Below are 13,188 nucleotides of genomic sequence, written 5' to 3' on the forward strand. Positions count from 1 at the left end.
TAAAAGGTTTAATAATCAAAAATATCAATTGAATACATTTCACTATTTCATGACAAAAATTGATTAATTTAGTGTCATAAAAGATTAATTATTTCAATATAAAAATATCAAATTAAATTTTTTAATCTGACATCCATTTTACAGCATCTAAAAACATACCATTACATGAAATTTAAAATACTTTTAGCATTAATATTTGTAAATCTGCTGCACGCCCAAAAGTTTTACTTTCCAAAAACTGCCGTGACAGACTCTTCAATACTCGAAAAACAACTCCCTGTTCTTGCATCGGAACTTATGACCCAAAAGCCTTTGCTTAAACTTAAACAACAAAGTAAAGTTAACTTTTTGGATAACCTCTTCCGTTTGGAGATGCTTTCAAAAGATTATAAAAAATCTATAGCTACTTTATCAGATTATCGTAATGAATTCGCTGATCATGATATGGTTGGAAATAAATTCATCGCTCACGAAGTCTATAGTTTAGCTAAATTAATTGAAAAGAGGGACAATATAACCTTCCACAATGCACTTCAAAAAGCATTTGATAAGAAATACAAAAGCCTCTCCGATAAATTGCTCGTTAGATTAGGCACCTATTTTGACGGAGATGTCAACAATTTCCGAAAGCTTTTTAAAAAGGCGATTGATAAACAAAAAGATAAAGACAGTATAGATTACCCGTCAGCTTTGGCGTTATGTAAAAGTTATTTAAGTTATAAAATATATGCCAGCATTAAGCCTCAGATAATGCAATTGCTGGCTGCAAAAGATCAGGAAAAATTCATTATTGAAACTAAGGATATTAAATTAAAAAGTGGAAATACCTTAACGATTACCATTGTCAGAAAAAAAGAAAACAAAGCTCCACTCCCTGTTATTCTTAGCAATAACATCTACGCAGGACCAGTTGATGTACTTTTTGGAAAAAGAGCTGCCATTTATAATTATGTAGGTGCAGTTATCAATACCCGTGGTAAAAGAAACAGTAATGATGAAAATAATCCTTTTGAAAATGAATCACAAGATCTTTATGAAGTTATAGATTGGGTAAGTAAACAACCCTGGAGTGATGGTAAGGTTGGAATGATTGGTGGAAGTTACCTTGGTTTTAGTCAGTGGGCAGCTGTAAAAAAATTACACCCAGCATTAAAAACGATTGTTCCTCAGGTAGCTGTAGGAATAGGAATAGATTACCCAGCTCAAAATAATATATTCATGAGCTATATGCTACAGTGGATCAAGTATGTTACTAACAATAAATTTACAGATGAAGCTGACTTTAATAATTTCCCAAAATGGGATTCTATCAACACAGCATGGTACAAAAGCGGAAAATCATTCAGAGCTTTAGACACTATAAGTGGTCAGCCCAACAAGATTTTTCAAAGATGGCTGGATCATCCGGGTTATGATGAATACTGGCAGAAAATGGTTCCTTATAAAGAAGATTTTGCTAACATAGATATTCCTATATTAACGACAACTGGTTATTATGATGATGATCAGATAGGAGCATTATCATATTTTAAAGCTCACCATCAATACAATAAGAATGCTAATCATTATCTTGTAATAGGCCCTTATGACCATGGAGGTGCACAAAGTTTTGGATATACCTATGTCAGTGGAAATCGTATCGATCCGGTTGCGAGAATAAGTATTGATGACCTTGCTTTTTCATGGTTTGATTACATTCTTAAAAATGGTAAGAAACCGGATCTTTTAAAAGATAAAATCAATTTCCAGGTGATGAATACCAACACATGGAAACACGTTCCTACCTTAGAAAAAATGCACACCTCAACCATCAAGTTTTATCTTCAGGATCATAAAGATATTCCATCCGTTTTTACTCAGCCTCCAAATAAAAGTTTCACTAAACAAACCGTTGATTTTAAAAATAGGGATCAAAAAGATTCTTATCGTCTGGTAAGTAAAAAAGACAGTGTAAAAGCGACCAATTCAGTTTATTTTGAAAGTGAAGTCTTAGACAAAGATCTTATTATAAGTGGAAATCTATCCGGATTTTTTAATGTCTCTATTAACAAGAAAGATTTTGACACTGATACTTATTTATACCAAATACAACCGGATGGTAAATCTTTTTTACTATCAACACATATCGTAAGAGCCAGTTATGCAAAAAACAATGCGGTTCGTCAACTTCTTGAACCAGGTAAAGTTGAACAAATCCCTATTAAAAATTCAATATTTATCAGTAAGAAAATAGAAAAAGGAAGCAAACTGGTATTATTGGTTGGCGTTAATAAGAATTCTGCATGGCAGATCAATTACGGAACAGGAAAAGATGTAAGTGATGAAACGATAAAGGACGCAAATGAACCATTGGAAATAAAATGGTATAATGACAGCTATGTGGAAATACCTATCTACAAAGAATAAAGGTTTTTATTTATTTAAACCACACCATTTTACCTAAATATTGTGGTCTTCGCTGACAACCAACCAAAAAATCATTACATTTGCTTTTTTTCAAACTCAAATATAGACATTGAATGAATCAACTTTTCAGAAGGAAAAACTATTCAGCAACAGACACATCGACTAGCCTTTTAAGGGTTTTAGGTGTTTGGGATATCGTTTTTTTTGGTATTGCAGCCATTATAGGAGCAGGAAGTTTCAGCAGTTTAGGTGAAGCAGTTTTTAGAGGTGGTCCCGGAGTTATTCTATTATATTTGATTTGTGGCTTTGCCTGCGGCTTTACAGCACTTTGCTATGCAGAGTTTGCAAGTAGAATTCCTACAGCAGGTTCTGCTTATACCTATGCTTATGCAAGTTTTGGAGAATTAATCGCATGGATTATCGGTTGGGCATTGATCATGGAGTATTCTTTTGGAAATATCTATGTTGCCTTTTCGTGGTCAGATTATTTTACCAGCTTTTTAGAAAGGTTGGGAATGCATATCCCAGATTATCTGACTTGCAGTTACACAGAAGCCAAAAAGGCTTTTATGAGTGGCTCTGAAAATAAGGAATTGCTTAATGCATGGAAATCTGCCCCTTTAATCGGAAGTTTAAAATTTATTGTTGATATTCCAGCATTGGTAATCAACGGATTGATCACATGGCTTTGTTATGTCGGGGTAAAAGAAAGTAAAAATTTCAACAACTCACTGGTTATCTTAAAACTAGCGGTTATTGTTCTCGTAATTTTAGTAGGATTCTCTTATATTAATACTGAAAACTGGACTCCGGTAAATCCCGAGACACATGTAGCTTCTTTCATGCCTAATGGTTTTGCCGGTGTAATGAGTGCCGTTTCCGGAGTTTTCTTCGCTTATATTGGGTTCGATGCTTTAAGTGTACTTTCAGAAGAAACTAAAGATCCACAAAGAACATTACCTAAAGGGATGATCATCTCTCTTGTACTTTGTACAGTGATCTATATTGCCTTGACCTTAGTTCTAACGGGAATGGTGGATTACAGAAAATTTGATGGTATTGGAGATCCGCTTTCATTCATATTTGAGAAATCTAATGCTAATGTTGCCTGGATGGAACTCGTTGTTTCTTTCGTTGCCATTGTTGCAATCACCACAGTATTATTGGTGTTCCAAATGGGGCAGCCAAGAATCTGGTATGCGATGAGTCGTGACGGATTGATGCCTGAAAAATTCAAAACGGTACACCCAAAATATAAAACCCCTTCATTCGCAACTATTGTTACTGGTATTGCAGTGGGAGTTCCTATTTTATTTACTGATAAAACGTTCATTCTTGATTTTACAAGTATTGGAACCATCTTCGCTTTCGTGCTTGTTTGTGCCGGAGTTTTAATGCTTCCTGCAAAAGAAAAAGTTAAAGGTACATTTCACCTTCCTTATATTAATGGTAAAATCATCTTCCCTGTTATTTTTATTGGTGGATTAATCGGTTTCTATATCTGGCAGCCTGAATTTTTCCATAACCTAATGGATTGGAATGATCCTAAAGAAGGTGAATTTAGAGCTTCTATTTTCGTTTTCTTCCTGATTAATTTAGCTCTGTGTGTCTTTACCTTTATTAAAAACTTTTCTCTAATTCCATTAATTGGTTTAAGCTCTTGTTTATATCTTCTTACGGGAATGAGCCATGAAAACTGGTTCTGGTTTGGAATATGGTTCGCTATAGGTCTGGTAATTTATTTCTGCTACGGATATAGAAACAGTAAACTGGGGAAAGAGCATAGTTTAAAAAATTAAATAGTATAAAGCGAAAGACTTGAAAAATCAAATCGCTGAATAATAAGATAAAAAAAGGCAAATTTGCGGCTTCGCAGTTTTGCCTTTTTTTTATTAAAAATTGGCCAACTTATTGCTTTTATTTATAAGAACTTAAAACCAATATACCATGTCCGACAGAATAAAAACGTACAGAGAATTTTATCAGTTCTACCTTACTGAACACAGTAAACTGGGAACAAGAATTTTTCACTTTCTGGGAACACTCCTTATATTCGGAGTCATTGCTTATGTGATCAGCTCCGGTAAAGAAAGGTTCTTATGGTATATTCCTATTTTTGGATATGGATTCGCCTGGTTCAGTCATGCGGTAATTGAAAAAAATAAACCAGCTACTTTTAAATATCCTTTATGGTCATTAATTTCAGATTTCAGATTGTTTTTTGAATTGCTAACAGGAAAGCAGAAATTTGTAACAAAGTAAATCATATATCATATTAACAATTCTTCTTTTTTCACACTATTTTATCATAATTAAGGCTTGTTCTTTGACTTTCCAGAGCTTTTTTTAATCTCTGTATATAATGCCTCTAGTTCTTTAGGTGGCTTCCCTTCATCGAAACTAGCGGAAGTGAATGTAGATCCATTGGACACAATCACGATTGTTGCAGACAAAGCCTGATCGGAATACCTTCCTGTAGTGGGTGATTGAAGTTGTGATATTTTCGATAAATCAATTATTTCCGCTTGTGTGGATATACTCTTCCAATAAGAAGGGGGAATAGAAGATTTTACAGCTTCTCCATTTAAACTTGATACTATAAAGGTAGGGGTAAATACAGTACTTTCATTAATACCTCTTGTTTGTTCTATTAATTGAATATTTTCAATATTCTGTACTTTCATCGAAGTAGTTGATTTATTTTCGTTGTTTTCATTTTTACTCTGATGAAAACAACCTGTATTAAAAATTATAAAAATAATATTAATTGTCAAAAATAGCTTTTTCATTGTGTATTTTTTATTTTATTATGATATTTTATGATTATTAAGTCTGTTTTTTAATAAATTATTATATATTTGCTAAAATACAAAATTATTATAATAATGACAAAATCTATTATTTCGAAAATTTCTTTAACTCTTTCCATTTTTATTGTTACCGGAATGGTGAACGCTCAAAATAAAAAAGAGATAAAGTTTCAAAAACAATCAACAGAAGGAAATACAGATCCCCGAGGTATTGAAAGATGTGCAACCAATGAATATGAAGATGCTTTAAAAGCGAAATTTCCGGGAAGATTAACAACGGAACAATTTGAATCCTGGTTAGCTCCTTTAATAGAAAAGGCTAAGCTGAATAAATCCCAAAACGGAAATGTTATTACCATACCTGTAGTAGTACACGTAATTCATAGTGGACAAAATATTGGAGTAGCTCCCAATATTCCAGATGCCCAGGTAATGTCTCAGATTACCGTTATGACTAATGATTTTAGAAAATTAGCCAATACTCCAGGTTTCAACTCCAGCCTAGTAGGAGCTGATACTGAAATACAATTCGTACTTGCTAAAGTAGATCCTAACGGAAACCCTACCAATGGCATTGACAGAAAAAATCTTTGTCAGGATTACTGGAGCAAAGATCATATTGATAGCATTGTAAAGCCTCAAACTATTTGGGATCCTACTAAATATATGAATATGTGGAGCATTGATTTCGCAAGAAATGGACTTTTAGGATATGCACAATTTCCTTCCAACTCTGGTCTTGCAGGATTAGATGCAAATGGAGGATTAGCTAATACAGATGGTGTGGTTGCCGGTTATAATACTTTTGGAAGTATAGATTATAACGACGGAACATTTATTATGCAACCTGGTTATGACAGAGGAAGAACAATGACCCATGAAGTTGGACATTTTGTAGGATTGAGACACATCTGGGGAGATGCAACATGTGGAAACGATTACTGTGCAGATACCCCTACTGCACACGGTGCCAATTACAGTTGTAATGCCAGTATTCCAAGCTGTGATAATCCAGCAGTATTTGAAATGGTTCAAAATTATATGGATTACACCAATGATACTTGTATGAATATTTATACTAATGATCAGAAGACAAGAATCAGGGCAGTGATGGACAATTCTCCAAGAAGAAAGGAATTGAAGACATCTAACACTGATCAGGCAATTCCATTGTTTGCAAACGATGCCGAAATAAAATATGACGGAGGTTGCTCAATAGGTGTTACTAATTGTGGAGCTGGTGTATTACGCCTTGTTATATATAACAGAGGAACAAGTAATTTGACCTCTGCAGTTGTTTCCTACTCACTTAATGGAGGAACGGCTCAAAATTATAACTGGACTGGTAATCTAGCTCAAGACAAATCAAGTGTGATCCTTATTCCTGTAGATAACACTATTGCATCTTCACCTGTTTCTGTTTCTATAGTATCAGCTAATGGAAGTGCTGATCAAAGAAGTACGAATAATGTTTCAACAGGTAATTATGTAAAACCTGTAGCGCCTGAATATTTTGCAACAACTACTGTAACGTTCAAATTACTAAGAGACAGATATGGCAGAGAAACGAGATGGAATTTAAAAAATAGCGCTGGGCAAGTTATCAAATCCGGAGCTTACTCTAACACTCCAGCTGGACAACCAAGCCCCTCTTTAATCACTCAAACATGGACACTGCCATTGGATTGTTATGTATTCACAATCTCTGATGATTTTGGCGATGGATTAAGTGACGGAGGGTATGTAAATCTATCTACAAGTACTGGCCAGGTTATATATCATGCAACTGACGATTTTGGATTCTACGGAACTAAAGCATTTACGACTCAGAACAATCTGGGAACCCACGAAACTACTAAAAACAATAAGTTTGGTATATACCCTAATCCTGTAAATGATATCCTCAACATCGTTAACATCTCTGGAAAAACCCAATTTGAAATTCATAATGCGATAGGACAGATTGTTAAAAAAGGGGACGTTAATAATAGCCAGATTCGTGTATCTGATTTAACCAAAGGAACCTATACCATCACAATAAATAATGATAAAATCTCTGAAAGCATTAAATTCATTAAGAAATAATAAATAGATCAAAATTTAAAAATCCCCATGAAAACTGGGGATTTTTTATACTTCCTACTTATTCAAAAACCATATTTTACACCATAAAAAATTAGTTCAGGTTTTGCTTTGCAAAACCTGAACTAATTATAATTAAAATTTTCAACTTATTTAAATCGCTTTTTAAAGCTGAATTTCAATCTGTTCATTAATCCCGGTTCAATGATATCAATTCCTAATCCGAAGTTACTGTCTGCAACCGTATGATGTGCTGTTCTAAAAGCTTCAAATTCTTCCTGAGGAATCTCCAGATTCACTAAAGGTTTATAATCAATAAAAACTGTAGCCCCATTTTTTGTTATCTTTTTACGGCTTGTATAATCAAAATATGGATTTTTAATTGTACTTTCCTGAACCGTATATTTTTCTTCTGTATCTATCTTCTGATCCGTATACAAATTGATCTCATATTTCTCTGTATCGAAATTATGCCAGAAAGGTAAGTCTTTATGTAAGAAATCCCTTGCACTGGCTTTGATCACATTACGATCAAAATACATTAAGAATCGATTGTTCTGTGGATCTACATAATAAGGTTTGTCAACGGTTGCATGATATTCAATTTTAAATTCATTCAGCTTTTTATCATCGCTTACAATATCTATTGAAGCATCTTTAAAGATGTTTCTTACATCCGTTCCATTTCTGTCATTAGAATAATTTAAACTATAGAACAGAAAATTATTCCAGCTGTCTACTACCTCTCTTTTATTTGTATTTTTAAAATACCTTCTCATAGCATTAGCGCGATTTCCTTTGTAAGTGGTGGTTAATTTTAATTCTCCAGAAGTATTCTGAGCATTAAATTCAACTTTTTCATCGATACAATAATAAGGATAGCGGTACGCTTTCCTTTGCTGTAGCTCCTGATCAGGTTTTACTTCCAGATAATGCATAAAGTATAAAAATCCCCTGTTTTCTATTAATCCAAATTCATCACGAATGGTAGCATCGATAAAGTATTCTTCCCCTTTATAGTTGATCCTTACTACAACATGATTAAATGAAAGCAAAGAAGGCAGATAATATTTAATATAATAATCCGTGTGATAATTTACCAGAACTACAGAAGAATCAATTCCTATATAATCTAAAATAACCTTCAATAAAACACATTTGGCCTTACAGTCACCTTGTTTATTTTCATAGGTCACAGAAGGTTCCTGAGGTTTATGCCCGTTCATTTCATCTGCATTGAAAATATAATAGATATTATTCTGAACATACTCAATCGCAAACTGGAGTTTCTCATCCTGATCGGCGATAGCATCCAATTTTTCAATTAATTTCGGAGCAAAATCTTTTATAGATGATTTATTATAAATCTCTGCATAGATAGGAGCAATATAGTTGGAAAGATCTTTCCAGTTACTTTCTGTTGCGAAATCAATGAAGGGAAAAATCTCACGACTTGCATCTACTGGATTGATATAATTTTCTTCCTGAATTGCAAACCTTTCTCCTTTCTTTAGGTGATAGACTTCCGGTTCTAAAACATTCCCTTGTTCATCTCTAAAGAATACTTTTTTATAGGCTACAGGTTCTTCCCTGTCATTAACGAATGTGAATTGATAACTTCCATATGCCCAATAATTATCCGGGCTCACCCATACATATTTAGAAAATTCTTTTCTTAAAAAATCACGTTCAGTAAAAGCTTTCACCCTTGAGTCTTCGAGTATTAGAATATCGTATAATCTCAAATCCTTTATAGTGATATTAATCTTTTTGTTACTGCTTAAAATCCCACCACTACTTTGATTTTCACTATCTAAAACTTTGATCTTCATATCAGGAATTTTATCAATTAAAACGCCTTCTCTCAATACACTGATCCTATGAAGATTGTAAACTTCATTTTCTTCAACCACGATATCCATTACGGATGCCCTTTCAAGGTTGGATGGTTCATTCAGCGTATAAGCCATACATACATATTCATTGCTTTCTGCATTGCTTGTATAGTAGATCTTATCAAGAAAATAGCAGTAATCCCTTCCTTCATTAATTTGCATATTGGAGAAATCCGATTCTTTTATTTTTTCAATAAGCTGCTGATCATCTACGCTTCCCGCCCACGATTCAGGCTTTTGAATTTTGTAATTTTCAATTTGAATTTGATTATCCATATTATTATTTGCTATTTAATGTGTTTTGATTGAAATAATTAAGGGGGATGAAATTAAATAATTAAAAATTAAAAAACAAGAGTAGAACAGCGACGATTCTTAATTTGCATTCGGCACAGTAATTGTCGCGTTTTTTTTAAAATTAGATTTATGAAAAATATGATGACCGTTTTAAAAGGCGCTTTTCCAGTATTGGCTATTGCTGTATTAACACAATGTACAACTTCTGCAAAAGTTTCTGACGGAAGTGAAAAGACTTTTATTGTAGGACCTCAAACCGCTGACTGCACAGGAGTAGCACCAATGAAGTGTCTTCAGGTTAAAGAAAAGGCTTCAGAAAACTGGACTAATTTCTACAGTAACATTGAAGGATTTACCTACGAACCAGGATATGAATATGTATTAAAAGTAAAAACTGAAAAAATAGCAAATCCGCCTGCCGATGGATCTTCTATCAAATATACTTTGATAAATCAGGTTTCTAAAACAAAAAAATAGTAAAAGCCTCCTAATATTGGGAGGCTTTACTTTTATTATACATTTGATATGTTAGTGTTCATGATCTTTTGGAGGTGGTGTATACTTTCCTTTGGTTGTTTCACCTACTGCATTTGCTGTAGTCATGGCAACCACCAGATCGTTAAGCATTCCACTTGCTGCTGTAGGTGAATTAGGAAGCAAAACCAAACTGCTCCTATTTGTCGCACCTATTGAATGTAAAGTATCATAATGCTGCGTAACAACAATCAGTGCTGATGCTTCATGAGAATTGATATCTACATTATTCAGCATTCTTACAGATTCCTCAAGACCTTTAGCAATTTCCCTTCTTTGATCTGCAATTCCCTGTCCTTGTAATTTTTTAGATTCTGCCTCTGCTTTTGCAACGGCTACGATTCTTATTCTTTGTGCTTCTGATTCATATTCAGCAGCAGTTTTTTCCCTTTCTGCAGCATTGATTCTGTTCATCGCATGTTTTACCTGTTCATCAGGATCGATATCTGTTACCAAAGCTTTAATAATATCATAGCCATAACTCTGCATTGCTTCCTGAAGCTCCGCCTTCACGGCAACAGCAATATCATCTTTTTTCAGGAAAACATCATCCAGCTTCAGTTTTGGAACTTCTGCTCTTACCACATCAAAAACGTAAGAAGTAATTTGATCATGTGGACTTTCTAAACGATAAAAAGCATCCGCTACCTGTGATCTGATCACCTGGAACTGAACTGAAATCTTCATTTTCACGAAAACATTATCCAGTGTTTTTGTATCGATCATAACATCTAATTGCTGAATTCTAAGATTCATTCTTTTAGAGATCTTATCTAAATAAGGTATTTTCAATTGCAAACCTGCATGACGAACAGAATGAAATTTTCCCAAACGCTCTACAATAGCTGCTGTTTCCTGTTTTACAGTAAAAAAGGACGCAAATAAGGTAACAAGTCCAATGAAAATAATAATGCCTAAATATGCCATAGTATAATTTTTAATCGATTAGTCGTATAAGTTACGCATTTGTTATTTTTAATTCTATTAAAATTACATGGTCATCCCTATATCGATACCCTTTATTTTTCTGTAGAGATCAGTAGCATAATTATCCGTCATTCCCGACACAAAATCAATAACCCCCAATACTTTCTGATAATCTGTTCCACCCTCATATAGAAATTGATTAGGTAAAAGTTTTAACGCCATTTTATCGTAGGATTTTCTTTCGTCTTTCGATTTTAAAACAGAAGGAATAAAATGATCTAGCAACTCATACATTACATTATATCCTGCATTTTCAATTTCAACGACAGCTTTATGATTGTAGATCTTCTCAATAGAGAAACTTTCAATATCCTGTAGTGTTTTATTATTCGATTTATAAATATCAAGTAACGCCCTATCTAAATTACCATGAAGAATTGTTTCAAAATTCTCTTTATAGGTTTCAATTGATTTGTTGATCAGTGCATTAATCACTTTAGCCCTTAAATAGGAAATCCTTTCATTATCATTAGAAATAGACGTTAACTTCTGCTCTACTCTTTTTGTATCTTGGTTTTCAGATTTTATCAATTCTAAAAATAAATTCTCACAATCTGCTGTAGAAACAATTCCCAATCGGTGGGCATCTTCCATATCAATGATATTGTAACAGATGTCATCCGCAGCTTCCACAAGCCACACAAATGGATGCCTTTTAAAGATATGAGGTTCATTACTTTCACATATCAGATTTGTTTTTTCAGCGATCTCTAAGAATGTTTCTTTTTCATTTTGAAAGAACCCGAATTTTTTTCGGTGTATAATTCCTTTTTGTCTGGCGATTGCTTCACAAGGATATTTTGCAATACTTGCCAGTGTCGTTAAAGTAAGCTGAATTCCGCCTTCATCCTTTCCTTGCTGTTGATGAGCTAAAACCCTTATCGCATTGGCATTCCCTTCAAAATTAACCAAATCTGCCCATTCTTTCTCTAAAAACTTAGGTTTCAAATCCTTTTCATTTCTTTCAAAATAGCTTGCAATAGCATCTTCTCCTGAGTGTCCGAATGCGGGATTACCTACATCATGACATAAACATGCTGCCGCTATCACATTGCCCAAATTATGCAGATAAAAATTTTTAGAATCTTCTGTAAGTTCATTCACATAATTTTCAGAAATAAACTCTCCAATAATACTTCCCAAACTTCTTCCAACTGATGAAACTTCTAAAGAATGTGTAAGACGGTTATGTACAAAAACACTTCCAGGAAGTGGAAAGACCTGTGTTTTATTTTGCAATCTTCTAAAAGCAGCCGAGAAGATAATCCTGTCAAAATCTCTCTGAAAATCTGTTCTGGATGCTATAGTATGTGGGTTATTTCCGGTACGCTGATTGGTAAAAATCTGATTTAAATTCATCATTTTTCAAAATTACTTCAAATTTTACTTTTACGGAATACTATTTGAATTTTTATAGAAAATTAAAGCTATGCCAGAAGGACCGTCTATATTATTAATGAAAGAAAGTCTGCAGGAATTTGTAGGTAGGAAAGTGACTGAAGCTTCAGGAAATGCTAAATTTGAAAAGGAAGCATTAGTAGGGAAAACCCTTCTTGAGATCAGAACTTTTGGAAAACAAACCTACCTCGTTTTTGATGCTGTGAGTGTCCGAATTCATTTACTGATGTTTGGTTCTTATAGCATTAATGAACAGACAAAGCCTGACAAGAGCCTACGATTATCATTAAAGTTCAAATCCGGATGTATGTATTTTTATACATGTTCTGTAAAGCTCGTCGAAGCTGAGTTCTTAACAACCATCGATTGGGAAGCTGATATCATGAGTGAGGATTGGAATCCTAAGAAAGCTGAAAAGAAACTAAAAGCAAAACCAGAAATGATGGTTTGTGATGCTTTAATGAATCAGGATATTTTTTCCGGTGTGGGAAACATCATCAAAAATGAAGTCCTATTCAGAATCGGAGTACAGCCTGAGAGTAAGATTGGAAATCTTCCCCCTAAAAAATTAAAGGAACTTATTAAAGAGGCCAGAAATTATAGCTTCGACTTTTTAAAATGGAAGAGAGAATTTGTTTTGAAAAAACACTGGCTTGTTCATACCAAAAGTACTTGCCCCAAATGTGGTCAGAAACTCATTAAAAAGCAAACCGGCATTGGGAAAAGGCGGAGTTTTTATTGTGAAAAGGATCAAAAATTTTATTAGTTTCTATAATATA

General features: G+C 33.7%; 10 protein-coding genes. 6 read left to right on the forward strand and 4 right to left on the reverse strand.

Going from position 1 to position 13,188, the window contains the following annotated elements; genetic code table 11:
* Positions 1-165 precede the first annotated feature (165 nt).
* The 3 genes from AC3WRL_RS12830 to AC3WRL_RS12840 all read left to right on the forward strand — a co-directional run bounded on the left by AC3WRL_RS12830 (position 166) and on the right by AC3WRL_RS12840 (position 4,668).
* Positions 166-2,406 (forward strand): CocE/NonD family hydrolase, encoded by a 2,241-nt coding sequence (locus tag AC3WRL_RS12830; protein ID WP_492330442.1) that lies wholly within the window; start codon positions 166-168, stop codon positions 2,404-2,406.
* Positions 2,407-2,519: 113 nt separating this feature from the next.
* A complete protein-coding gene (locus AC3WRL_RS12835) occupies positions 2,520-4,205 on the forward strand; it encodes an APC family permease (RefSeq protein ID WP_214831449.1) in 1,686 nt (561 codons plus the stop codon).
* Positions 4,206-4,353: 148 nt separating this feature from the next.
* Positions 4,354-4,668: an Mpo1-like protein gene (locus tag AC3WRL_RS12840; protein WP_261512563.1), complete on the forward strand. Its 315-nt coding sequence runs from the start codon at positions 4,354-4,356 to the stop codon at positions 4,666-4,668.
* 50 nt (positions 4,669-4,718) lie between these two features.
* Here AC3WRL_RS12840 and AC3WRL_RS12845 read toward each other — a convergent pair whose 3' ends face one another.
* Positions 4,719-5,195 (reverse strand): hypothetical protein, encoded by a 477-nt coding sequence (locus AC3WRL_RS12845; RefSeq protein WP_492330443.1) that lies wholly within the window; start codon positions 5,193-5,195, stop codon positions 4,719-4,721.
* A 96-nt stretch (positions 5,196-5,291) separates the two neighbouring features.
* Here AC3WRL_RS12845 and AC3WRL_RS12850 point away from each other — a divergent pair, with 96 nt between their 5' ends.
* Positions 5,292-7,301, forward strand: coding sequence for a M43 family zinc metalloprotease (locus tag AC3WRL_RS12850; protein WP_492330444.1), 2,010 nt, complete (start codon positions 5,292-5,294; stop codon positions 7,299-7,301).
* A gap of 146 nt (positions 7,302-7,447) precedes the next feature.
* On the opposite strand, the gene AC3WRL_RS12855 is transcribed toward AC3WRL_RS12850, so the two are convergent.
* A complete protein-coding gene (locus AC3WRL_RS12855) occupies positions 7,448-9,469 on the reverse strand; it encodes a hypothetical protein (protein ID WP_492330445.1) in 2,022 nt (673 codons plus the stop codon).
* Between the two features lie 150 nt (positions 9,470-9,619).
* Here AC3WRL_RS12855 and AC3WRL_RS12860 point away from each other — a divergent pair, with 150 nt between their 5' ends.
* Positions 9,620-9,967 carry a DUF4377 domain-containing protein gene (locus AC3WRL_RS12860; RefSeq protein ID WP_214831454.1) on the forward strand — a complete coding sequence of 116 codons (348 nt, stop codon included), beginning with the start codon at positions 9,620-9,622 and terminating at the stop codon, positions 9,965-9,967.
* A 51-nt stretch (positions 9,968-10,018) separates the two neighbouring features.
* Here AC3WRL_RS12860 and AC3WRL_RS12865 read toward each other — a convergent pair whose 3' ends face one another.
* Together AC3WRL_RS12865 and AC3WRL_RS12870 are read right to left on the reverse strand one after the other, a co-directional pair.
* Positions 10,019-10,951 (reverse strand): SPFH domain-containing protein, encoded by a 933-nt coding sequence (locus AC3WRL_RS12865; protein WP_214831455.1) that lies wholly within the window; start codon positions 10,949-10,951, stop codon positions 10,019-10,021.
* Between the two features lie 63 nt (positions 10,952-11,014).
* Positions 11,015-12,370, reverse strand: a complete 1,356-nt coding sequence (locus AC3WRL_RS12870) for a deoxyguanosinetriphosphate triphosphohydrolase (RefSeq protein ID WP_261513097.1) — start codon at positions 12,368-12,370, stop codon at positions 11,015-11,017.
* Positions 12,371-12,440: 70 nt separating this feature from the next.
* Between AC3WRL_RS12870 and AC3WRL_RS12875 the strand changes: the two genes are divergently transcribed.
* On the forward strand, positions 12,441-13,175 hold the full coding sequence (locus tag AC3WRL_RS12875) for a DNA-formamidopyrimidine glycosylase family protein (protein WP_492330446.1): 735 nt from the start codon (positions 12,441-12,443) through the stop codon (positions 13,173-13,175).
* Positions 13,176-13,188 lie beyond the last annotated feature (13 nt).

This window comes from Chryseobacterium sp. FW101-FHT12H09 (assembly GCF_058790395.1).